This is a genomic window from Thiohalorhabdus sp. Cl-TMA (genome assembly GCF_041821045.1).
Classification (GTDB): domain Bacteria; phylum Pseudomonadota; class Gammaproteobacteria; order Thiohalorhabdales; family Thiohalorhabdaceae; genus Thiohalorhabdus; species Thiohalorhabdus methylotropha.
The window spans coordinates 23,627-46,095 of the sequence record NZ_JBGUAW010000009.1; the positions used below are offsets into that span (position 1 = coordinate 23,627).

Here is a 22,469-nt window from a genome sequence, read left to right on the forward strand (position 1 = left end):
GTGCGACTCCAAGAGCCCGTCAATAAGCCGGCCCCGAAGGAGGCTTCCACCTTCGGGGTGGCGGGGCGGCTGGGGTTCCGGCGATGGACCGAAGACGGAGTCGAAAGCGATAGCCGGGCGTTTCCGGAAGAAGTGCCCATCGCCATGGTGGTCAACGACGACAACTATGCGGTCATGCTCGGCTCGCCCGCGGATCTGACCGACTTCGCCTACGGATTCCTGCACACCGAAGGCGTCATTCGGGATGTCGCCGAGGTGGATTCCGTGGACACGTTCGTCCGCCCGGAAGGTCAGGTGGTGCAAGTGCGCCTGCTCGGCGCCATGCCGGCGCAGATGCGCCGCGAGCGGCGGATCGCCGGCGTCAGCAGCTGCGGGCTGTGCGGCGTGGAGAGTCTGCGGGAGGCCGTGCGGCCCATCGCACGGGTTCCTGATGGCCCCGTGCTCGACGGAGTGGCCATCACCCGGGCCATGGCGCAGCTCGGCGACAACCAGCCCTACAATGCGGTTACCGGTGCCATGCATGTAGCCGCGTTTGCCGAGGCGGGGGGAGACCTGCTGCGGGCCCGGGAGGACGTGGGGCGGCACAATGCCCTCGACAAGCTGATCGGGGCGCTGATGCGTGACGGAATCACTCCGGAATCCGGGTTCATGGTTACCTCGAGCCGGTGCAGCTACGAGCTGGTGCAGAAGGCTGCGGCCTTCGGGGTCCGGCTGCTGTGTACCATCTCGGCACCGACGGCCCTGGCTGTCCGCCTGGCGCGGCAGGCCAACATCAGCCTGGTATCCCTGGTCCGCGGGGATTCGTTCATCGTGCTCGCGGGTAGCGAACGGATAGAAGGGACGGAGGCTTTAACCGATGGATGACACGAAGATGGTTCACCAAGCGAACCAGATCGCGGCCTATTTCGAGGTGTACCCGAAAGAGCGCGCCCGGCAGGGCGTTCTGGATCATATCCAGAAGTTCTGGCCCTCCGAGAAGCGTGCCGAGCTCGCCGCCTTCCGCAAGGGCGGGGGCGAGGGAATGCACCCGCTGGTGGAATGGGCCGCCGACCAGCTGGCCGAAGCGGCCGGGGAGCAGGTCCAGGGCTGAATCCGGTCCGGTCTCGCCGCATGGAAGGGGCAGCCCTCAGAGGCTGCCCTTTTTTCCGGGGAAAGTGGTTGCCAGCGGACCGCCGCTTTTGACTTCGATACCCGGATGGACGTATAATTTTCGGCTTTCGCGAGAGATGTCATCGGCACGGAGAGACGGTCAATGTTCGCGGTCATCGAGACGGGTGGAAAACAGTACAAGGTAAAGCAGGGCGATACCATTCGGGTGGAGAAGCTGGATGGTGAGCCGGGCAACGATGTCACGATCGACCGCGTGCTGATGGTGGCGGACGGCAGTGACGTCAAGGTGGGCCAGCCCGTGGTGGACGGCGGCAGCGTCAAGGCCACCATCAAGGAGCACGGCCGGGGCGAGAAGATCCGTATTTTCAAGAAGAAGCGGCGCAAGGGCTACACCAAGCGCCAGGGCCACCGGCAGGACTACACCGAGCTGGAAATCACCGGCATCCAGTCCTGACGGTATACGGGCCCCGTGGTTCGGTAGAGCAAAACGGAGTGTGAGGCATGGCGCATAAGAAGGCAGGCGGGAGTACCCGCAACGGTCGCGATTCCGAATCGAAACGCTTGGGCTTGAAGCGCTCCGGCGGTCAGGCCGTTAAGGCCGGCAACATCCTGGTCCGGCAGCGCGGAACCCGGTTCCATCCGGGTGCCAACGTGGGCCGGGGCAATGACGATACCCTGTTCGCCAAGGCCGACGGCCGCGTGGTGTTCGAGCGGAAGGGCCCCAAGCAGCGCAAGTACGTGAGCGTCGTCAACCACTAGACGCTCGCGTCCCGCAACGGGACCCGGCGGCCCCGCCACCGAAATCGGCCTCGGGCTATTCGGTGGCGGGGCCGCTGTCGTTTTGGGGCGCCGCGTACTGCGCGCCATTGCCGTGCGGGCCCGATAGGCCCGCCAGGCACGGTGTTCCCGTCCGGAAAAGTCGTAGGCGTTAGCCCGGCTGCTGCCGCAGGTTCCCTGGGAGCTGATCCATGCATTTTGTCGATGAGGCCAATATCCGTGTCCAGGCGGGCGATGGCGGCCACGGGGTGGTCCATTTCCGCCGGGAGAAGTTCGTCCCCAGGGGGGGGCCGGATGGCGGAGACGGCGGCAATGGCGGCGATGTGGTCCTGGTGGGGGACGAATCGCTGGCTACCCTGGTGGATTTCCGCTACCAAAAGAATTACCGGGCGGAGCGGGGCACCGACGGCGCCGGGCAGCAGCGCACGGGGCGGTCCGGCTCGGAATGTATGCTCCCGGTGCCGGTGGGCACCCAGGTCTTCAACGAGGAGACCGGCGAGCTGGTGGGGGACATCGTCAGTGACGGCCAGCGGCTGGTGGTGGCCAAGGGGGGGCGCGGCGGGCTCGGGAATGTCCATTTCAAGAGCAGTACCAACCGCACTCCGCGCCAGAGCACCGAGGGGAGCTCCGGTGAGCGATATGCACTGCGCCTGGAGCTGCGCCTCCTGGCGCACGTGGGTCTGGTGGGCCTGCCCAACGCCGGGAAATCCTCCCTGGTGCGGGCGGTGTCCGCGGCGCGTCCACGGGTCGCCGATTACCCCTTCACCACCCTGCAGCCCGTGCTGGGTGTGGTCCGGGTGGATCCCGAGCGTAGCTTCGTGATCGCCGACATCCCGGGCCTTATCGAGGGGGCCGCGGAGGGTGCCGGCCTGGGTACGCGGTTCCTGCGCCAGCTCGCCCGGAACAAGCTGCTTCTGCACGTGGTGGACCTGGCCCCGCCAGACGGTTCGGATCCGGCCGCCAATGTGCGGCGGGTGGAGCGCGAGCTGGAGAAGTACGACCCGGAGCTGCTGGGTCGCCAGCGGTGGCTGGTGGCGAATAAGATGGATCTCGTCCCCGAGACGGAGCGCCAAGACTGGCTGGATCTGCTCGCAGAGGAGCTGGGCTGGCCGGGTCCGGTGTACGGGATCTCGGCGGAAGCCGATATCGGGCTGCGGCGACTGGTAACCGACATCATGAGCGAGCTCGAGGGTGAACGCGAATCGGAGTGACTGCCAACGGGCGGCGCGGCGCTGGGTGGTGAAGGTGGGCAGCAGCCTGCTTACCCGGACGGGGGGCGGCTTGGCCCTGGACGCCATCGGCGAGTGGGTGCGCCAGCTCGCCGAGCTCGCGGGAGAGGAGGTGGAGCCCATCCTCGTCAGCTCCGGCGCTGTTGCCGCCGGCATGGGCCGGCTTGGCTGGCGCGAGCGGCCCTCCGCCATCCATGACCTTCAGGCCGCGGCCGCGGTGGGGCAGAGCGGCCTGGTGGAGGCCTACGAGGACCGTTTGGCCAGCCACGGGCTACTGAGCGCGCAGGTCCTCCTCACCCATGACGATCTGTCGGATCGCCGCCGATATCTGAATGCCCGCAATACCCTCCGCACCCTCCTGGAGCTGGGGGTTATCCCCATCGTCAACGAAAACGACACGGTGGTTACCGAGGAGATCCGCTTCGGAGACAACGATACCCTGGCCGCGCTGGTGGCCAATCTGGTGGAGGCCGATCTGCTGGTGATCCTCACGGATTCCGAGGGCGTGTTCGAGGCTGATCCGCGCGTGGATCCGCATGCATCTCTGATCCGGGAAGGCGAGGCGAGCGACCCGGCAATGCTCCGCGTCGCGGGTGGCGCGGGCAGCGCCGTGGGCACGGGCGGCATGCGTACCAAGATCCTCGCGGCGCGGCGGGCCGCCGGCTCCGGAACCGCCACCGTGATCGCCTCGGGCTATGAGGAGGACGGCATCCTGCGGCTCCGGCGGGGCCAGCAGCTGGGAACCTTCCTCCACCCGGGGCGGGACGTGCTGGCGGCGCGCAAGCAGTGGCTGGCCAACCAGCTACAAGTCCACGGCCGATTGCATGTGGACGCGGGGGCGGCCCGGGTGATCCGGGAGGAGGGGCGCTCCCTGCTACCCGTGGGAGTGACGGCCGTGGAAGGCGACTTCCGGCGGGGCGAGGTGGTTTCCTGCGTGGACCCGCAGGGGCGGGAGGTGTGCCGGGGACTGGTGAACTACCCGGCCCACGAGGTGCGCCGGATCAAGGGCGTGGCCTCCTCGCGGATCAGCGAGGTGCTCGGTTATCTGGATACGGAGGAGCTGATCCACCGCGACGATCTCGCCACGGTATAGAGAAAGGCGGTCCGCATCGCCGGACGGATCGACGCCCGGCGGGACCGGCGCGGCAGGACGCACAAGGCCGGCGACCCGGTGGGGTCCTTCCCATGCCGCCCGGGTAAGGGCGGACGGGAGGGCCCCAGCGTACCCGTGCCTGCGTTAGGAGAGCTGCTGAACCTTGCGGGTCAGCCGGCTGACGGTGCGGGCGGCGGCGTTGCGGTGGATAACGCCCTTGCCGGCGATGTTGTCGATAATGGACACGGCCGGGGCGAGATTGGCCTCGGCGGTCTGCTTGTCGCCGTTGGCGACGGCCTTTTCCACCTTCTTGATGGCGGTACGCATGCGGGACTTGTGATGCTGGTTGCGCTGCCGGCGCTCTTCGTTCTGGCGCACGCGCTTGCGGGCTTGGGGCGTATTCGCCACGCTCGCTTCCTCCTGTCGGGCCTTCGGTATTCGCTGGGTCGTCGATCAATCTTTCCCCGGGTTCGGGGAAACGCGTATTATCCCTTGCTTTGCGTGCCCGTGTCAAAGCCTGGAAAGCTCCGCACGGGTCGGGCCATGACCAACCACCGCAGGCACTCCGGAGGCCCCCTTGGCCGGCTTGTTCCGTTCCACGGCGACCATCGGATCCATGACGCTGATCTCCCGCATCCTCGGCTTCGTCCGGGACATGGTGCTGGCGCGGGTATTCGGAGCGGGGATGGCCACCGATGCCTTCTTCGTCGCCTTCAAACTGCCCAACTTCTTCCGCCGCATGTTCGGCGAAGGGGCCTTCGCCACCGCCTTCGTGCCGATCTTCACCGAATACCGGGAGCACCGGAGCGAGCACGAGCTGCGCGGGCTGCTGGCGGCGGTTTCCGGAGTCCTGGCCACGGTGGTTGCCGGGGTGACGCTGCTGGGCGTCCTTGGGGCGCCCTACCTGGTTTGGGTCCTGGCTCCCGGGTTCGGGGACCAGCCCGAGAAGCTCGCGCTCACCGCGGACCTCCTGCGGATAACCTTCCCTTATCTCTTCTTCATCTCGCTGGTGGCCCTGGCGGGCGGGGTCCTCAACACCTTCAGCCGATTCGCCGCCCCCGCCTTCACCCCGGTGCTCCTGAACGTGGCAATGATCGTGGCGGCGGCGGTGGCGGCTCCCTATTTCGCGCAGCCCATTACGGCCCTGGCCTGGGGAGTGCTGGCGGGCGGGGTTTTGCAGTTTCTGTTCCAGTGGCCGTTCCTGCGCCGGATCGGCATGGCCCTGTGGCCGCGCTTCCGTCCAGGGCATGCCGGGGTGCGCCGGATCGTGCGGCTAATGGGGCCGAGTATGCTGTCGGTGAGCGTGGCTCAGATCAGTATCCTCATCGATACCATCCTGGCCTCCCTGCTGGCGGGCGGCAGCGTCTCCTACCTCTACTACGCGGACCGGCTGGTGCAGTTCCCCCTGGGGCTGTTCGGTATCGCGCTGGGAACGGCGATCCTTCCCACCCTTTCCAGGCTGGTGAGCAACGGCCGCAGTCAGGAGTACGCGACCACCCTGGATCAGGCCCTGCGGACCATCCTAACCATCGGTATCCCGGCTACGGCGGGGCTGGTGCTGCTGGGGTATCCTATTATCGCCACGCTGTTCCAGTATGGAGAGTTCGGAGCCCACGCGACCGTACGCACCTACCAGGCGCTGGCGGCCTACGCCGCAGGGCTGGTGGGCTTCATCGGCGTGAAGGTTCTGGCGCCAGCCTATTACGCCCAGCAGGATACCCGAACACCGGTGCGGGTGGCCGTATGGGCGCTGACGGCGAATATCCTGCTCAACCTCGCGCTCATAGGCCCCTTGGCCCATGCGGGACTCGCCTTGGCCACCAGCCTAGCTTCTTTCCTGAACGCGGGGCTGCTGCTGCGGGTATTGATGGCGCGCGGACTGTTTCGGCCCGAGCCAGGCTGGGCGCTGCATCTGGGCAAGGTGACGCTATCGGTGGCGGTCATGGCGCTGACCGCCTGGCTGGTGACGCCTCCCCAGGAGGTGTGGGACCGGGCGAGCGCCTGGATGCGCGCCCTGAATCTATTCCTGGTGGTGGGCATTACCGGGCTGACCTACCTGGTCGCCGCCTGGCTCCTGAACGTGGACGGCGTGCGCCGGGTGCCGCGTCTGCTCGCGGTGCGCCTTTTTGACGGTGGTAGGGGCGGGCGATAAGGTTGTCCGTTTGTCCGTACCGGGGCCGACGCGTCCCGCTGTCGAGCCGTCCCCGCTCGGGGTCTGGTAGGTTGGAGATCGACAGGCCCTATTCATGGAACCGGATGGGTTGAAGGCCGAATCATGGAGTTGATTCGCGGTACCCAAAGCCTCAAGCCGCATCATCGCCGCTGCGTGGCTACCATCGGCAATTTCGATGGTGTGCATCGGGGGCATGCGCGCCTGCTGGATCGGGCCAGGGAGCGGGCGGATGCCCTGGGAGTGCCCGCCTGTGTGGTCACCTTCGAGCCCCATTCCAAGGAGTTCTTCGCTCCGGAGCAGGCACCGGCCCGACTCACCGACCTGCGCGGCAAGGTGGCGGTACTGCGCGAGCATGGCGTGGACCGGGTGCTGGTCCTGCCCTTCAACCGGGCCCTGGCCTCCCTGAAGCCCGAGGCCTTCATGGACCGGGTGCTGGTGGATGGACTGGGGGTCCGCCACGTGGTGGTGGGGCACGACTTCGTCTTCGGCAAGGGTGCCAAGGGCTCCATCGCCGATCTGCGTCGGCACGGCGGGCAGCGCGGCTTCGCCGCCGAGGAGATCCCGGAGTACCGGGAGGATGGCCGGGCCGTTGGGTCCACGGCAATCCGGAAGGCGCTGGCCGAAGGAGATCTGGACGAGGCCGCGCGCCTGCTCGGGCGGCCCTACAGCCTGTGCGGCCGGGTGATCCACGGCGACCAGATCGGCCGCGATCTGGGCTTTCCCACTCTGAACCTCCATATGCACCATCGCCGGCTGCCCGTGGAAGGGGTGTTCGCCGGGCGGATTCACGGCGGGGGGCTGCACGGGCATCCGGCGGCGGTGAGTGTGGGGACACGACCCGCCATAAAGGGAATCGACGTGCGGGTGGAGGCCCACCTGCTGGATTTCCAAGGTGACCTGTACGGCGCTCGGGTGGAGCTGGTGTTCGAGCGCTTCCTGCGGGAGGAGTGGAATTTCCCGGATCTGGACAGCCTCAAGGCCCAGATCGACGCCGACGTCCGGGAAAGCCGCGAGCATTTTGGCCTACCCCTGGAATAGGCCCGACGAATCCCGTCTGAAATGATACCATTGGCCCCTTTCGGCCAAGCGGCGTAGGTTGCCGGCTCCGCGGCGGCCCGGACAGGCTCCCGGCGGAAGGTTCCGCCGGCGGGTGCCCGTGCCGCCGCCGCGTGCCATTGGTGCGCGCCATGCAGTCCCCGCCGCCGGGCCGATGAGCACCGTTCCCAATCGCCTCCGAACCCGGCAGCGACCATGAGCTATAAAGAGACGCTGAACCTCCCCAAGACCGAATTCCCTATGCGCGCCGGCCTGCCCAAGCGGGAGCCGGAGCAGCTCGCCCGCTGGGAGGAGAACGACACCTACCGCAAGGTTCGCGATGCGGCCAGGGGCCGGCCCAAGTTCATCCTCCACGACGGACCGCCCTACGCCAACGGCCACATTCACATCGGCCACGCGGTGAACAAGGTTCTCAAGGACGTCATCTGCAAGTCGCGCCACCTGGCGGGCTTCGACGCCCCTTACGTGCCGGGCTGGGACTGCCACGGCCTGCCCATCGAGCAGAAGGTGGAGGAGCAGCTGGCGGAGGCCGGGGAGCAGGTCTCCGCCGCCGAGTTCCGGCGCCGCTGCCGGGAGTACGCCCAGACCTACATCGACGTCCAGCGCGACGAGTTCAAGCGCCTTGGCGTGGCCGGGGAATGGGAAGCCCCCTACGTCACCATGGACTACGCCTACGAGGCGCAGATCGTCCGCGAGCTGGGCAAGGTGCTGGAGGCGGGCAACATCTACCGTGGCGCCAAGCCGGTGCATTGGTGCGTACAGTGCGGCTCCGCCCTGGCCGAGGCGGAGGTGGAGTACCACGACCGCAGCGATCCGGCCATCGACGTTGCCTTCCCCGCGGCCGAAGGCCTGGAGGCCGCCTGCCCGGGCGCGGGCGATAACGTGGCCGCGGTGATCTGGACCACCACACCCTGGACACTGCCCGCCAACCGCGCGGTGGCGGTGCATCCGGACCTGGAATATGTGGTCATCGAGGGCGGCGACCGCCGCTACCTGGTGGCCCAGGAGCTGGCCGCCGATGTGGCCGAGCGCTGGGGCCTCGGCGAGCCCGAGGTTGTGGCCCGCTGCCGGGGTCGCGACCTGGAAGGCGTTCGCCTGTACCACCCCTTCCTGGAGGACCGTGCGGTTCCGCTGATTCTCGGCGAGCACGTGACCATCGAGGCGGGCACGGGCTGCGTCCATACCGCCCCTGGTCACGGCCAGGACGACTACCAGGTGGGGCTGCGCTACGACCTGCCCGTGGATACCCGGGTGGATGAGGCAGGCCGTTTCAAGGAGGACACCCCCCACTTCGCCGGCCAGGAGGCCCTGAAGGCCAACAAGAACGTGGTGGCACTGCTGGAAGAGCGCGGCATGCTGGTCCACAGGGAAGATCTGGCCCACAGCTACCCGCACTGTTGGCGCCACAAGATCCCGGTTCTGTTCCGCGCCACTCCCCAGTGGTTCATCAGCCTTTCGGAGAACGACCTGCGCGGCCGGGCCCTCGCCGCCATCGGAGAAACCGAGTGGGTCCCGGCGAGCGGCGAGCACCGCATCCATGGCATGGTGGAGAACCGTCCGGACTGGTGCATCAGCCGCCAGCGCCTGTGGGGCGTGCCGCTTACCCTGGTGGCCTGCGACGGCTGCGGCGAGCCCGTGGAGGACCCCGCGGTCATGGAGGCGGTGGCGGAGGCCGTGGAAGCCAGGGGGGTAGACGCCTGGTTCGACATGGATCTCGCCGAGGTGGTGGCCCCGGACCGAGCCTGCGCCCACTGCGGGGGTGGCAGCTTCCACAAGGTGGAAGACATCCTCGACGTCTGGTTCGACTCCGGGGTTTCCCATGCAGCCGTTCTGGAGAAGCGCGACGACCTGCAATCCCCGGCCGACCTCTATCTGGAAGGATCCGACCAGCACCGCGGCTGGTTCCAGTCCTCCCTGATCGAGTCGGTGCTGACCCGCGGCCGCGCCCCGTACAAGGGCGTGCTCACCCACGGCTTCACCGTGGACGCCGAGGGCAAGAAGATGTCCAAGTCCGCGGGCAACGTGGTGGCCCCGCAGGACGTCATGGAGCGCCTCGGCGCCGACATCCTGCGCCTGTGGGTCTCCGCCCAGGACTACAGCGGCGACATCCGCATCTCCGACGAGATCCTGGACCAGCTCGCCGGGGCCTACCGCCGCATCCGCAACACCGCCCGTTTCATCCTCGGCAACCTGGCGGGCTTCGAGCCGGAGCGCGACGCCCTGGAGACCGATGACCTGCTGGAGATGGACCGCTGGATCCTGGCGGAGGCCGCTGAGGTGCAGCGGGACGTGGCGCGCGCCTACGAGGACTATGCCTTTCACCGTGTCTATACCCGGGTGCATCAGTTCTGCGCGGAGACCCTGTCCTCCTTCTACCTGGATATCCTCAAGGATCGGCTCTACACCATGCCCGCGGAATCCCGGGGCCGCCGCTCCGCGCAGACCGCCATGCACCATGTCCTGGAGGCCCTGGTGCGCTGGCTGGCGCCGGTGCTGTCTTTCACCGCCGAGGAGATATGGCGGCACATGGCCGGGGAACGGAGCGAGAGCGTGCTCCTGGAGACCTATTACGAGCTACCGGAGGTGAGGGAGCCGGAGACCCTGTGCACGCGCTGGGCGCGCATGCGCGCGGTCCGCACCGCCGTGGACGGGGTGTTGGAGCCCATGCGGGCGGACAAGACCATCGGCTCCGCCCTGGATGCCGAGGTGGATCTGTTCGCCGACGGGGAGCTCAAGGTCCTGCTGGACGCCTATGCGCCGGAGCTGCGCTTCATGCTGCTTACCTCGGAGGCCCGGGTGCGCTCCGCGGAGGAGGCCCCGAAGGACGCGGTCGCCGTCGAGGAGCCGGCCGGGCTGCGGCTGACCCCCCGGGTCAGTGAAGCGCCCAAGTGTGGACGCTGTTGGCACCGTCGGGAAACGGTGGGCACGCACGCCGAGCATCCCGACCTTTGCGACCGTTGCGTCGCCAACATTGACGGGGGCGGGGAGGAGCGGGAGGCCATCTAGGTCGCCATATCTCCCGCAACCGGATACGAAAACGAGAGGCGGTTCGGATGGCTTGGCCTTGGGTCCTGGCGGCTGTCATTGTAGTGATTGATCAGGTAACCAAGAATCTCGTTCAGGCGGCCCTGGCGCCGGGAGAGGGGATCATTCTGATTCCCGATTTCCTCAATCTGGTGCATGCCCACAACCGGGGGGTGGCCTTCGGTATGCTGGACGGTGCCGGAGGATGGCAGGTGCCGTTGCTGGCGGTAGTGACCTTCGGGGTGATTATCGCGCTCGGGGTCTGGCTGTTCCGGCTGGGGCGCTCCGAGTGGGGGACCCGTTTGGCCCTGGGGCTGATCCTCGGAGGCGCGGTGGGCAATCTGATCGACCGGGTTTGGCTTGGTTACGTGGTGGACTTCGTCGATGTCCATTGGAAATCGGTGTACCACTACCCTGCCTTCAACGTGGCGGATTCGGGCATTACCCTGGGCGCCATGGTGCTGGTGGGCGTGCTGATCCGCGAGGAGCTGGCGGTACGCCGCGACCGGGCCCGATAAGTTAACGTACCCATTGGAGGTCGCACCTCCGAGGAGATAGTTCATGGAAATCCTGCTCGCCAACCCCCGCGGTTTCTGCGCGGGGGTGGACCGCGCCATCGAGATCGTCGAGCGGGCTCTGGATAGCTTCGGCGCGCCGATCTACGTCCGGCACGAGGTGGTCCATAATCGTCAGGTAGTGGACGACCTGCGGGAGAAAGGGGCGGTATTCGTCGAGGAGGTGGACGAGATTCCCTCCGGGGAAACGGCTATCTTCAGCGCGCACGGGGTTTCCCAGGAGGTGCGCGAACGGGCCAAGGCTCGCGACCTCAAGGTCTTCGACGCCACCTGTCCGTTGGTAACCAAGGTGCATATCGAGGTGGTTCGGCACCACAAGGAGGGCCGCGAGGTGGTCCTCATCGGGCACGCTAATCACCCCGAGGTAGAGGGCACCATGGGACAAGTGGATGGCGGCATCCATCTGATCGCCACGGAGGAGGAAGCCGCCAAGCTGGACGTGGCGGATCCGGACAACCTGGCCTACGTCACCCAGACCACCCTCTCCGTGGACGACACCGTTGGCGTGGTGCGGGCCCTGAAGGAGCGCTTCCCCAATATCACCGGGCCGCGAGGCGACGACATCTGCTACGCCACCCAGAACCGCCAGGACGCTGTTAAGAAGCTGGCCGAGCAGGCCGAGCTGATCCTCGTGGTTGGCGCGCCCAACAGCTCTAACTCCAACCGCCTGGTGGAGGTGGCCTCCCGGCTCGGTGTCCCGGGGCACTTGGTCCAGAGTGCGGAAGACATCGATCCGGCATGGGTGGAGGGCCGCGATACCATCGGTGTGACCGCGGGTGCCTCGGCACCCGAGAGCCTAGTCCAGGGCGTGATCACCCGGCTACAGAACCTGGGCGGCGGCCAGCCACGCGACCTTGAGGGTCCCGAGGAAGGGGTGCATTTCCAGATTCCGGTGGCATTGAGAAGTTAGCTTCCGACGGTTTTTGTCGACAAAAAGTCTCCCCGCCTGCCTCATTTTGTCCTTTTCCGGACATTGCAGCCCTCTCCAATAGCCAGCTAAACAGTACGGTCCGGTTCTTGCAGATCAGGAGATTAGTCATGATCTGCAAGGGCCTGGACTGTCCTGTGAATGGCTGGCAGAGTCCTTCAACGCATGGCGAACGCTCTATAAAGGGGGCATACATGACGCGTTCTCTCCCACTTTCCCTCCTAGGCGGGTTTTTCCTGTTTTTTGCGCTTACGGCCCATGGCCTGACGGTGGAGGGCCCGGTTTCGCGCGCCACGGACAATGCAATCGTGGTGGACGGTACCCACTTCCTGGTGGATGGAGAGACCATGGTCGAGCTTGCCCCCGCCCAGCGGACCGAAGAGGGAGCCGGCCGGCGCCGGCCCTATGATCCGGCGCATTTGGACGATGCGGCCAGCGTACGGGTTAAAGGTGTCGGGCGCCGTGCCGAAGTGATCCGCGTTTTGCCATATGAAGCGGACCCGCAAGGGGAACGGGGGGATTAATGGGATCCGTACTGAAGCGGCTGGCTATCGGTTGCGCCTCCGGGGCGGTTCTCGGGCTGCCGGTCCATGCCGTTGCCCAGAGCATGAGCGATTATTGCTACGAGAATCCGGCCATCGGCACGTCCGTCAAGCCGAATATCATGCTGATGCTGGACAGCTCGGGCAGCATGGAATACATGGCCTACAACAACGGCCCGGCCTATGACTCGAGCCGGACCTACTACGGATACGCGGACGTCGATGCCTGCTATACCGAACCGAACGATGGCACCAACACGCAGGATGATTACGAGTTCGTTACCGGGTCTTCCCTGAGTGGATCCAATCTCCCGGAAAATCCCTCGGCCGCCGATTGCGGGGTGAGCGGCTCCTACTCCTACCTGAAGAGCGGCAATTATCTGAATTATCTGGAGATGGAACGGATCGACGTGGCCCGCAAGGCCCTCATGGGCGGAAAGACGAGCCCGCGCATCTCCAGCGGCAAGGACATCAATACCTACATTACCGAGGAGGGGGACACCTTCACACCGAGCGATGCCTCGGAAAACAAGAACCCCTCCGGGATCATCCAGGATGTGGCCAACGAGGCCAGGTGGGGCGTGGCGGTATTCGGCAAGAACGCCGACGGCGCCGAAGTGAAGGTGGATATCACCAAGAGCAATCTCACCGATACCTATACGGGCATCGAAAACTGGGATCCTGGCGGAAATACCCCCCTGGCCGAGGCGCTTTGGTCGCTTTCCGGGTATTTTGCCCAGACCGGGGATCCGGGGGAAATGCCCGACTCGATCAATGCCGGAAGTCAGGAAGGCCCCCGGTACGGCGGGGGCGATTATTCGGTGAACGACAACAGCGATCCCCTGAACTACGGCTCCGGGGGCTCCCCCGAGTATGCGTCATGCGCGGACAGCTTCGTGCTTTACGTAACCGATGGGGCGCCCACGGCGGATGAGGACACGCCATCCGATCTTCACTCCTACAATAGCAATCCGAGCACCGGCACCACCCACGACAGCGATATCGACCATTCGGGATATCTTGAAGACGTGGGCTTTTACGCCCGGGTGAACGACTTCCGCAGCTCCTCGGCGGGCTATAACGAGATCTCCGGCGACCAGAATCTGATCCTGTATCCCCTCTACGCCTTCGGGTCTGACGCCAGTGCCCGCGATCTGCTGAAAAAATCCGCTGTGACCGGGGGCTTCGAGGACCTCGATGGTGACGGCGTACCCTATTACGACGACTCGGGCTGTAGCCTGGGCTCGGCGAACTCCGACAGCCGGTGTGCTGAATGGGACGAGGACGGCGACGGCGACCCGGACAATTATTTCGAGGCGCAGGACGGTTCGGAGCTGGAGAGCAAGCTGCGACAAGCCATCACCGCGATCCTGGAGCGCGCTTCCAGCGGCTCCACCGTGGCCACCATCTCCACCCAGACCCGTAGCGGCGGGACCCTGCTCCAGGCCTATTACCTGCCTCAGAGCACGGAGACCGGCAGCGCCGGTACGTACAATCTATCCTGGAAAGGGTATCTGCGCTCGTTATGGACGGATCCGGTCGGCAATCTGCGGAATGACGCCGGATCCAACGACGATCTTGTCCTGGATGAGGACAAGATCCTGCAGTTCTTCTTCGATACCGGAGACCAGCAGGTGAAGGCAACGTTGTTTCCGGATGACGGCAGCGTGTCCGGCTCCGTCGCTTCCGACAACGTGCCTGACACCTGCGACGCGGGATCCAGCGCGGTAACCACCAAGCCCAACGTGGATGTGGCACCCCTTTGGGAGGTTGGCGAGGAGCTTGCCGCGCGGGATCCCGGCGATACCACCGACGGCATCAACGCCAACACGGGCTCCAATACGCCCAACCGGGATATCTGGTTCAACTACAACGGCGGGGATTCCAGTCTCAGTGCCTACGACAGCTCCAGAGGGATGACCCGCTTCGATGCGACTTCCGCGGTGGCGTCGGCGTTGGCTCCCTATTGGGATCTCGGCGCTGGGGGAACACCGAATAGTGCCGAGGACCTGATCAAGTACCTGCGTGGCTATGACAACCCGAACGGCAACACTGCGGACTTCCGGCTGCGACAGGCGGAGAACGCCTCCAGCGAGACGGCGCAGGATGTATGGAAGCTGGGGGCGGTGGTGACCTCCACGCCAAGGGTGCTCCGGGACCAGCCGGTATCCCGGTATGCCGATGGTCAGGAGACCTACAATGCGTTCAGCAACTCCTCGGCGGTAACCGATCGCGAGTCCATGGTATTCGTGGGCGCCAACGACGGAATGCTGCATGCCTTCTACACTGGAGAGGTAACCGAGGGCAGCGGCAGTACCCAGGCAACATTGAACGGCTCGAACATAGGCGAGGAGGCCTGGGCTTTCATTCCGGAGAACGCGCTCCCCTATCTGCGCTGGTACCACCGTATGGACTCCAAGTGCATGGTGCCCACCGTGGACTACCGGGTGCAGCTCGTGGACGCCGCCATCGGCGCACCCGCTGACGGGGATGTATCCGGAACCAGTCAGCCCTCGGACGGCAGCGATTGGCGCACGCTTCTGGTGGGTACCATGGGCTTCGGCGGCCAGGAAATCAGCTGCGGGGATATCGATGGAGACGGGAGCGGAGGGGATCTGCGCAGCTCGTCCCTGTTCGTGCTGGATATTACCAACCCGCAGGATCCCGCCTTCCTCTGGGAGCAGCGCCTTCCGGATAGCTCCCTGACCCTGACCTATCCATCCGTGGTGCGACGGGCCAGCGATAACGGCGATAACGGCAATTGGTATCTGGTTCTGGGGAGCGGACCCATGGATCCGGAGGCGACCAGCTTCGCCGCCACCCCCAAGCTGTTCGTTTATGACCTCCGGACCGGCGGCAAGGAAGGGGAGATCGACCTAACCAGCTCCGCGAAATTCAAGAACGGTAACAATGTCGGCAACAATGCGGACGTCGCGGTGGGTGAGCCGCTTTCCCTGGATCCGGACCAGGACGACCTCACGGACAGTGTCTACTTCGGGACCTATGGAGCCGCCGGCTCGGGTCTGGGAAGCTTGTATCGGCTGCATACCCAGGACAATGCGAATCCCGCTAACTGGATGGTGAGCCGGGCCGCCGGCTTCAGCGGCGGCGGGCGTGCGGTATTCGCCGCCCCGGGTGTGGCGCGGGACAGTCGCGGAAACGTGTGGGTCTACGGTGGAACCGGACGTTTCCTCGGCCCCGACGACAAGACGAACAACGCCGATCCCCAGTACCTGTTCGGCTATATTGATGACTGCTGGGGGGACGGAGTATCCGATTCCGCCACCTGCGGAACCGGGGTTACCGTGGAAAACGACCTGGTGCGGGTGGACGAGATCCAGGTTACCGGAACGGCCTCCCAGTACGAATGCCGCTGCGGAGGGACCTACTTCGGTGAGGCCACGGAGAGCGGGGGAACCTATTCCTGCCCCTCCGGAGCCGATCTGGTGGTGACCGGTACCGATAGCGAGAGCTATAGCGGTGGCACCTGCGGAGGTACCCTTACCTGTAGCGGGAGTGGTGATACCGCCTTCGAGAAAATCCGGGCCGGTATCGAGAGCGAAGGGGGCTGGTATAGGGCGCTTACCGGGGAAATGCGGATCTTCAGTCAGCCCACGGTGCAGAGCGGCCTGGTGAACGCCCTCGGATTCACGCCCGATACCGATATCTGTGGCTTCGGGGGGACGAGCCAGTTCATCGCCGTGGATTACCGTACCGGCACCCCGCCCGCTCGTCCGGTGTTCCTTAGCTCAGAGGGCTTCAACCCAGAGGGCAACAACGAGATTTCCGCCGGAATCAGCCTGGGCAAGGGGGTGCCGCCCCTGGGAGAAGGCTTCGCTGCCATGCCGGGCTCGGGGGAAGGGGAAGTGAAAGCCCTGACCCAGACCAGTACGGGGCAGGTCAGCAGCACCAGCCAGCAAGGGCAGCAGATGCGTTCGGGGATTCTCTTTGTCCGGGAGCCGTGAGGTGACTTCTCGGGGGGAGGGGGGCATGACCCTTATGGAGATGGTGGTGGGGCTGGCCATCTTCGCCATTTTGGCCGGCATCGCCTGGCCCAGCTATACCGGCTGGCAGGAGCGGGAGGGGTTGAGCAGTGCTTTCATGCAGGTGAAAGCCGCATTGTCCCGCGCTCGGGCCAGCTCCGTACAGCAAGGACTCTATTGGGGGCGAGTGACCTACAACGGCAATACCTGCCAGAGGCTCTGGTTCGGGGTCCAGTTCAACCCGGGAAATGCCACGCTGGACCATCAATATTACTGCGAATCGCCTCCGGGGGATCAGGTCATGGATGCGGGAGAAATCCGGACCCTCCGGACCACGGACCTGGCGAGAGAGGTGGCCGTTACCCTGTCCACCACATTGCCCAACGACCGGGTATTTTTCCGGAAGGCAGGGACCGCCAGCAATTTCAATATCAACCAGAGCGTTACCTTGGGGGCTGGTGGAGAGAACGAGGTGGTGACGCTCCTTCCCACGGGGCGGATCGGTGAATAGGCTGCGGCGGGTGCGGGAAACCGGCGAAGGGGGCTTCACCCTCATGGAAGCCCTGGTGGCGCTGACCATCTTCGCCATAGGAACGCTCATGATTGTCCCTACCATGTTTACCTGGGTCCGTGCCAACAGTGTCAGCCTTCAGCGGGATGAGGCGGTGCGCATACTGCAATCCCAGGTTGCGCATTTGAGCCAGATGAGCGTGGATCAGGCCCCCTGGACCGATATCAGCAATACCGCGTCCAATTATTCGCAGGCCCGGGACCTTCTGGATGGCATGTCGGAGTCCGCGTTGACGGATCTTGGCACTGCGTCCGGGTTCTCCACGCCGGTGTCCACTCCCAGCGTCGGCATGACCGCCTCCGTTTCCTACGGTGTGGTGGGAATCGTGGATGCCGGCGGCAACACCCTGAGCCAGGTGATGCGCTTGCGGATTACCTGGGACGGGCCGGCCGGGAGCCAGTTGGCTGAAGAGCGGTTGGTGGAGCGATGAGCGTGTATCGAGTGGTGGCCGTCTCCGCACGGAGCACATCCAGGGGATTCTCCCTGGTGGAGCTGCTGGTGGCCATGGTGGTGGTGGGGATCTTCCTGGGCGCGGTCTTTGGAACCTTCATCAACTTCCTGACAGAGAGCGGCGAGCAGGCCACACTCAGCAAGCGCAGCTTCGATACCCGGCTGGGACTGGATCAGGTGCGCAGCGATCTCCAGAAGATCGGCTTCGGGGTAGCGGATCCGCAGCTACCTGCAACAGTAACCGGGGATAACCAGAGCCTGACTTTTCGGTCCACAGCGGTGCATAGCCAGGGGGCAATGGCAGGGATTCAGGGCGTGCTCTATGAGAGCGGAGGCACCCTGACCGCAAACGATTGGCTGGGTAGCAATATTGCCGGCACGCAGCCGGGTGTGGTCATGACACCCGACCGGGAATTGCTCCAGACCGTCCAGCTCCAGAATGTCACTGTTTCTCCGCGAAATCTTTTCTTCCCTGCACCAAACGCCACGACCAGCGGGTATTATTACGAGCGTACCTATTATCTAGGAGGCGGCGGGACGGGTGCCGGCTGCGCCGACAGCAACGTCAGCAACCTGCTATTCCAAGACGCATCCCCCAATGGCATGGGACCCGTCTCGGTCATTGATTGCGTTCTGGACCTACGGTTCCAGTACGGCTTCGAGCTCAGTTCGGGGGGAATCGGTTTCTCCTCGGACCCCTCCTCTCCCCCGGCGGGTCCCGAAGACGACTTTCCGGATGTGATCAAGGTGGGAATGATCATCCAGGTGGGGCATGGTTACCGCAATCAGACCCCCACTCCCGGTCCCTTGAATTACGACGACCCCGACCTGCAGCTCGGAACACCGATCAGTTTGAGCTCGGCGCAGCAACGGTACCGCTGGCAAATCGTCGAATGGAGCGCCCCCTTGGAAAACATGCCATGACCATGCAGGACGAGAGAGGAGTTGCCCTGATCACCGTTTTGGTGGTCCTGGGGTCCATGGCCCTGCTCATGTCCGGGGTGTATACGCTGGTGAGCGATAGTACGCGATCAGCGGTAGACCAGACGCGCTATCAGGCGGCCCGGGGCTCTGGAGAAAGTGGTATGGGACAGTTATCTTCCTTGATCAGTCGGGTAGCGGTTCCCAACTTCAAACCGTCCGCCCCCGCGGGATATGGAGTGCAGTGGAACAGCCGCCAGGATTTCGGCGATTACATTCGGGGTCAGCTGGACCGTGCCAGCGCGGCGGGGGCACCCGCGCCATGCGAGCAGGACGATCCGGATATCGAATATACGGTAGATACGCAGGGGGGTACGCTCAGTGTGGCGGCTTGTCTCCGGCGAATCTCGGCAGGGGCCATTTCCGGAACCAGCGGGGGGATGATCTTTGCCCGGACGTCAAAGGGAACGGCAGATAGCGAGAGCCTGATGGAAGCTACAGTATGGGTAACGGGACCTGACGGCGAGGTACACAGTCAGCGTCAGGCGACTCTGCGCGCTTTCTATTAGCTGCCCCGCTAAAAGACGAATTCCTTCTTCTTCTCCACGCCGCGCAGGTGGGGAATCCCTTCCAGCTCGAACAGGCTGTCCTCCCGGAAGGCATCAGCGCCGAGGCGGGTGATGCGGTAGGCCTCCTGTACCGGCGGATCACTGTCGAGGATGCAGACCAGGCGTCCCCCGATATTGAGCTGTTCCTTGATGTCGTCGGGGAGGTAGGGCATGGCGCCCGTCACCAGGACGGCGTCATAGGGCGCTTGGCGCTCCCAGCCCTTCGAGCCGTCTCCCACCTCCACGTGGACGTTGTCATATTCGCGGCTCGCGAGACGCTGCTCCGCCTCCACCTTGAAGCCCGGAGTCACCTCCACGCTCCATACTTCACCGGCCAGCTCGGCAAGCAGGGCCGTCACATAGCCGCTGCCGGTGCCTACTTCCAGCACCTTGTCACCGGCATTCAGGCGCAGCTCCTGCAGCAGGCGGGCCTCCACCAGCGGGGAGAGCATGTACTCTCCGATGCCGAGCGGAATCTGGTAGTCGATGTAGGCCCACTCCCGGGACTCTTCCGGCACGAATTCATGACGGGGTATCCGATCCAGGGTGGTGAGGATACGGTCATCCAGCACCTCCCAGGTACGGACCTGAGACTCGATCATGTTATGGCGTGCCTTATCGAAGTCCATTCACTTGCACCTTTTCGCGCGCGGAAAACCGGACCGGCTTTACGGCTGAAGGAACTGTCCGCTTCCGGAGGATGGGGTCCGGGGGAATCGGCAAAGCTTCGCGATTAAACCACTCCCTTGAACAGAGTGTCAACGCGCGTCGTGTCCAAGGTGCTGTCCGGCGAATCGGCGTAGGAGCCGATATGTTGCGATCACCATCCCGCGCGGAGCTCTGGCAGGGAGCGGCCGAGCATGGATTCCAGGGACGCGATCTGAGGTGCATAGAGGTTTTTCAAGAACTGCAGCGCCCGGTGGTCGGGCTCGGGCTTCGTGCCCGGCTTTAGCAGGACGTTATTCCACAGCCACCAGCGGGCCTTGCGGGGGATGGCTGATCGAAGCGCCAGATGCAATGGTCGGAAGCGCAGGAGCTTCCAGGCCCATTCGGTGCGTGGATCGATATACGGGTTATAGGCGTGGCTCTGGTCGAGCTCATCCAGCGGCCCGGGACTCAAGCCAAGAAACGTAACCACCTCCTTGGCAAGCTTGCTGGGATTGGCTTGCAGCTCGCTGAATAGGAAAACGCCGATCTGCTCACGTTCGAAATAGTTGAGGTAACGGGATAATTGCGTTGCATATAATCCCAGGTCGATATACAGGCTCGAGGTCCACCAGCCTCTGGACTCCGTATTCCAGTCCTGCAGCAAGGCCTCATAGAAAGTCAGATTCTGCACCCCATTCCGGACATCCATCATGTAATGGGAGAAGGCTCTTTCTACGGGATTGCGGAGAAGGACCACGATTCGGGCATCGGGTACCGTTTCGTGGATTTCCCGGGGAGCGTAAGGATCAAAAAGGTACGAGGGCGAGGACTCCCCGACAACGGGAAATCCCTCTGTTCCTTCGAACAGTCCCAGGTACTCCCGATAACGCTGTTTCTGGTCTATATCGTAGCCCCCTAGCTGTTGAGAGAAGCCCGAGAAGAAGTGTGGTTCTTTCACGGGAGACATGAAGGCCTGGGGGTGCTGCCCGAGGTAGGTGTGCAGAGAGGTGGTGCCGCTTTTGGCCGCCCCTACTATGAATGTATTGGGCCATCGGGTCATGACTCTACCTGGATCAGGTTGATGTAGCTTTCAATCCCGCTTCTGGTCATTTTTTTGATACGTAACTTGCTTTTCCTTGTTATTACTTTTCATATTATTAGTCCGAGAATTCTTGTTTTTATTTTCTTGGAGCCATAAATAAACATTGCTTTCCGGAGCTTTTTTCTGTCAATGCTCCTCGTTCTGGAGGTGGCCGTTCCGAGATTGAATTGCATGGCGGGGTGTTCGTTTCTGGTTTCAATGGTGCCAGCGGAAGGGGGTCGTGCTGTGGGAACATCCGCTCCTTGCAGGGACCATCTGCATTGACCGGGAACCCTGGCGACAGGCGATGACGCGCTTCCATGAGCGCCGCGCCCCCCGCAAAGAAGGGATAGGGTTGTGCATTCCGGTGCGGCTACCGAAGGAGGGGGTTCGTGCAGAAAGGGGCGAAGTCAACGTAAAAAGCCCCATCCCGGCTGGCGCCGTGGGGATGGGGCTTTCGGAGTGCATCGGTGCCCATTGAGGCTGGGCTGCGGGGATGGTGCCCGGGGGCGGAATCGAACCACCGACACGAGGCTTTTCAGGCCACTGCTCTACCGACTGAGCTACCCGGGCAAGGGGTCCAAATTCAAACGTGTTCAGGCCTGGAAGTCAAGAAGTACTTTTCAGCCAGGGCGCGACGGCGGAAGGAAGTCCCAGGCGGTCCCGATCCTCCTGGCGGGCCCAGGTTCGTTCACTGTCCGCAAGAGTCGCCCCGTCTACCCATTGCAGCCGTAATGGGTGCAGCTCGAGGTGGAAGTGGGTGAAGGTGTGCCGGAAGACCGGAAGCTCGTCCAGTCGCCGGAGCTGGCTTCCCAGCCGTTCTTCCAGCATTGCACAGGCCTCCGCGGCGGTATACCCGTCCTTTTCCAGTAAGGGCGGGCACCAGAGCCCCCCCCAGAACCCCGTGGGGGGCCGCCGTTCCAGGAGCAGGCCCCGGTCGGATTCCACCAGGGCGAACCACGCTTCGCGGACGGGCTTCTCCTTGCGCGGGGCGCGCGCGGGCAGTTCCTCCACCATGCCCTCGGCATAGGCGCGGCAGTGGACCTGAACCGGGCAGACGCCGCATTTCGGCTTGCGGAGCGTGCACACGGTTGCGCCGAGGTCCTGGATGGCCTGGTTGTAGTCGCCGGCCTCCCGGGAAGGGGTGCGCTCCCGGGCGTGCTCCCAGAGCCGGCGCTCCACCGGCGAGCGGCCAGGGAAATCCGTTTCCAGCAGCACCCGCGCCAGTACCCGCTTTACATTGGCCTCGAGAATGGGAAGCGGATGGTCGAGGGCGCAGGAAAGGATGGCCCCGGCGGTGGAGGGTCCGATCCCGGGGAGGTTCACAACGGCCGAGAGCTCCTCGGGGAAGACGCCGCCGTGCTCGTCGCGTATCCGGCGCGCGGCGGCGTGGAGGTTCCGGGCCCGGGTGTAATAGCCCAGGCCGGACCAAAGGGCCAGTACCTCGTCCTCTTCGGCATCGGCGAGATGGCGGATGGTCGGGAACCGCTCCAGGAACCGGCGGTAGTAGGGAAGGACCGTCTCCACCCGGGTCTGCTGCAGCATGATCTCCGATATCCAGACCGGATAGGGATCGTCGAGGCCGCGCCAGGGCAGGGTTCGTCCATGGCGCCGGAACCAGTCGAGGAGATCCTTGGCGAAGGGATGCATGAGCGGTCTGGGCGGTTGGGGCCGTAAAAAAAGCGGCCGGGTGGCCGCTT

The 22,469-nt window shown here is 64.5% G+C and carries 20 protein-coding genes and 1 tRNA gene; 16 read left to right on the forward strand and 5 right to left on the reverse strand.

Going from position 1 to position 22,469, the window contains the following annotated elements; genetic code table 11:
• From fdhD to proB, 6 genes are all read left to right on the forward strand, one after another.
• Positions 1–864 (forward strand): formate dehydrogenase accessory sulfurtransferase FdhD, encoded by an 864-nt coding sequence (fdhD, locus tag ACERLL_RS13420; RefSeq protein WP_373656612.1) that lies wholly within the window; start codon positions 1–3, stop codon positions 862–864.
• Positions 857–1,090, forward strand: a complete 234-nt coding sequence (locus ACERLL_RS13425; RefSeq protein WP_373656613.1) for a formate dehydrogenase subunit delta — start codon at positions 857–859, stop codon at positions 1,088–1,090. The genes fdhD and ACERLL_RS13425 overlap by 8 nt, the downstream gene beginning before the upstream one ends.
• A 162-nt stretch (positions 1,091–1,252) precedes the next feature.
• On the forward strand, positions 1,253–1,564 hold the full coding sequence (gene rplU / locus ACERLL_RS13430; protein WP_373656614.1) for a 50S ribosomal protein L21: 312 nt from the start codon (positions 1,253–1,255) through the stop codon (positions 1,562–1,564).
• 47 nt (positions 1,565–1,611) lie between these two features.
• Positions 1,612–1,869, forward strand: a complete 258-nt coding sequence (gene rpmA / locus ACERLL_RS13435) for a 50S ribosomal protein L27 (RefSeq protein WP_054965631.1) — start codon at positions 1,612–1,614, stop codon at positions 1,867–1,869.
• A 209-nt stretch (positions 1,870–2,078) separates the two neighbouring features.
• Positions 2,079–3,098 carry an Obg family GTPase CgtA gene (gene cgtA, locus ACERLL_RS13440; RefSeq protein WP_373656615.1) on the forward strand — a complete coding sequence of 340 codons (1,020 nt, stop codon included), beginning with the start codon at positions 2,079–2,081 and terminating at the stop codon, positions 3,096–3,098.
• Complete coding sequence (gene proB, locus ACERLL_RS13445) at positions 3,079–4,209, forward strand: glutamate 5-kinase (protein ID WP_373656616.1); 1,131 nt, start codon at positions 3,079–3,081, stop codon at positions 4,207–4,209. Before cgtA ends, proB begins: the two co-directional genes overlap by 20 nt.
• Positions 4,210–4,353: 144 nt before the next feature.
• On the opposite strand, the gene rpsT is transcribed toward proB, so the two are convergent.
• A complete protein-coding gene (gene rpsT, locus ACERLL_RS13450; protein WP_373656617.1) occupies positions 4,354–4,617 on the reverse strand; it encodes a 30S ribosomal protein S20 in 264 nt (87 codons plus the stop codon).
• Positions 4,618–4,786: 169 nt separating this feature from the next.
• Between rpsT and murJ the strand changes: the two genes are divergently transcribed.
• The 10 genes from murJ to ACERLL_RS13500 all read left to right on the forward strand — a co-directional run bounded on the left by murJ (position 4,787) and on the right by ACERLL_RS13500 (position 18,435).
• Positions 4,787–6,361: a murein biosynthesis integral membrane protein MurJ gene (murJ, locus tag ACERLL_RS13455; RefSeq protein ID WP_373656618.1), complete on the forward strand. Its 1,575-nt coding sequence runs from the start codon at positions 4,787–4,789 to the stop codon at positions 6,359–6,361.
• A gap of 123 nt (positions 6,362–6,484) precedes the next feature.
• Positions 6,485–7,420, forward strand: coding sequence for a bifunctional riboflavin kinase/FAD synthetase (locus tag ACERLL_RS13460; protein ID WP_373656619.1), 936 nt, complete (start codon positions 6,485–6,487; stop codon positions 7,418–7,420).
• A gap of 213 nt (positions 7,421–7,633) precedes the next feature.
• Entirely contained in the window at positions 7,634–10,444 is a 2,811-nt protein-coding gene (gene ileS / locus ACERLL_RS13465; RefSeq protein WP_373656620.1) for an isoleucine--tRNA ligase, read from the forward strand.
• Between the two features lie 47 nt (positions 10,445–10,491).
• Positions 10,492–10,980, forward strand: coding sequence for a signal peptidase II (gene lspA, locus ACERLL_RS13470; protein ID WP_373656621.1), 489 nt, complete (start codon positions 10,492–10,494; stop codon positions 10,978–10,980).
• A gap of 43 nt (positions 10,981–11,023) precedes the next feature.
• A complete protein-coding gene (gene ispH / locus ACERLL_RS13475) occupies positions 11,024–11,947 on the forward strand; it encodes a 4-hydroxy-3-methylbut-2-enyl diphosphate reductase (RefSeq protein WP_373656622.1) in 924 nt (307 codons plus the stop codon).
• A 128-nt stretch (positions 11,948–12,075) separates the two neighbouring features.
• Positions 12,076–12,489 carry a hypothetical protein gene (locus tag ACERLL_RS13480; RefSeq protein WP_373656623.1) on the forward strand — a complete coding sequence of 138 codons (414 nt, stop codon included), beginning with the start codon at positions 12,076–12,078 and terminating at the stop codon, positions 12,487–12,489.
• Positions 12,489–16,472 (forward strand): pilus assembly protein, encoded by a 3,984-nt coding sequence (locus tag ACERLL_RS13485; RefSeq protein WP_373656624.1) that lies wholly within the window; start codon positions 12,489–12,491, stop codon positions 16,470–16,472. Before ACERLL_RS13480 ends, ACERLL_RS13485 begins: the two co-directional genes overlap by 1 nt.
• 1 nt (position 16,473) lies before the next feature.
• On the forward strand, positions 16,474–17,001 hold the full coding sequence (locus tag ACERLL_RS13490; RefSeq protein WP_373656625.1) for a pilus assembly FimT family protein: 528 nt from the start codon (positions 16,474–16,476) through the stop codon (positions 16,999–17,001).
• Complete coding sequence (locus ACERLL_RS13495; protein ID WP_373656626.1) at positions 16,994–17,491, forward strand: type IV pilus modification PilV family protein; 498 nt, start codon at positions 16,994–16,996, stop codon at positions 17,489–17,491. Before ACERLL_RS13490 ends, ACERLL_RS13495 begins: the two co-directional genes overlap by 8 nt.
• Entirely contained in the window at positions 17,488–18,435 is a 948-nt protein-coding gene (locus tag ACERLL_RS13500; protein WP_373656627.1) for a PilW family protein, read from the forward strand. Before ACERLL_RS13495 ends, ACERLL_RS13500 begins: the two co-directional genes overlap by 4 nt.
• 574 nt (positions 18,436–19,009) lie before the next feature.
• Here ACERLL_RS13500 and ACERLL_RS13505 read toward each other — a convergent pair.
• The 4 genes from ACERLL_RS13505 to mutY all read right to left on the reverse strand — a co-directional run bounded on the left by ACERLL_RS13505 (position 19,010) and on the right by mutY (position 22,419).
• On the reverse strand, positions 19,010–19,669 hold the full coding sequence (locus tag ACERLL_RS13505; protein ID WP_373656628.1) for a protein-L-isoaspartate O-methyltransferase family protein: 660 nt from the start codon (positions 19,667–19,669) through the stop codon (positions 19,010–19,012).
• A 191-nt stretch (positions 19,670–19,860) separates the two neighbouring features.
• Positions 19,861–20,748: a sulfotransferase family protein gene (locus ACERLL_RS13510; protein ID WP_373656629.1), complete on the reverse strand. Its 888-nt coding sequence runs from the start codon at positions 20,746–20,748 to the stop codon at positions 19,861–19,863.
• Positions 20,749–21,266: 518 nt separating this feature from the next.
• Positions 21,267–21,342, reverse strand: a tRNA-Phe gene (locus tag ACERLL_RS13515).
• A 36-nt stretch (positions 21,343–21,378) separates the two neighbouring features.
• Positions 21,379–22,419: an A/G-specific adenine glycosylase gene (gene mutY / locus ACERLL_RS13520; RefSeq protein WP_373656630.1), complete on the reverse strand. Its 1,041-nt coding sequence runs from the start codon at positions 22,417–22,419 to the stop codon at positions 21,379–21,381.
• Positions 22,420–22,469: the final 50 nt, after the last annotated feature.

Coding starts and splice junctions, on each gene's coding strand:
- ACERLL_RS13425 (WP_373656613.1), top strand. CDS start 857: ATGGATGACACGAAGATGGTTCACCAAGCGAACCAGATCGCGGCCTAT.
- rplU (WP_373656614.1), top strand. CDS start 1,253: ATGTTCGCGGTCATCGAGACGGGTGGAAAACAGTACAAGGTAAAGCAG.
- rpmA (WP_054965631.1), top strand. CDS start 1,612: ATGGCGCATAAGAAGGCAGGCGGGAGTACCCGCAACGGTCGCGATTCC.
- cgtA (WP_373656615.1), top strand. CDS start 2,079: ATGCATTTTGTCGATGAGGCCAATATCCGTGTCCAGGCGGGCGATGGC.
- ACERLL_RS13460 (WP_373656619.1), top strand. CDS start 6,485: ATGGAGTTGATTCGCGGTACCCAAAGCCTCAAGCCGCATCATCGCCGC.
- ileS (WP_373656620.1), top strand. CDS start 7,634: ATGAGCTATAAAGAGACGCTGAACCTCCCCAAGACCGAATTCCCTATG.
- lspA (WP_373656621.1), top strand. CDS start 10,492: ATGGCTTGGCCTTGGGTCCTGGCGGCTGTCATTGTAGTGATTGATCAG.
- ispH (WP_373656622.1), top strand. CDS start 11,024: ATGGAAATCCTGCTCGCCAACCCCCGCGGTTTCTGCGCGGGGGTGGAC.
- ACERLL_RS13480 (WP_373656623.1), top strand. CDS start 12,076: ATGATCTGCAAGGGCCTGGACTGTCCTGTGAATGGCTGGCAGAGTCCT.
- ACERLL_RS13485 (WP_373656624.1), top strand. CDS start 12,489: ATGGGATCCGTACTGAAGCGGCTGGCTATCGGTTGCGCCTCCGGGGCG.
- ACERLL_RS13500 (WP_373656627.1), top strand. CDS start 17,488: ATGAGCGTGTATCGAGTGGTGGCCGTCTCCGCACGGAGCACATCCAGG.
- ACERLL_RS13505 (WP_373656628.1), bottom strand. CDS start 19,669: ATGGACTTCGATAAGGCACGCCATAACATGATCGAGTCTCAGGTCCGT.
- ACERLL_RS13510 (WP_373656629.1), bottom strand. CDS start 20,748: ATGACCCGATGGCCCAATACATTCATAGTAGGGGCGGCCAAAAGCGGC.
- mutY (WP_373656630.1), bottom strand. CDS start 22,419: ATGCATCCCTTCGCCAAGGATCTCCTCGACTGGTTCCGGCGCCATGGA.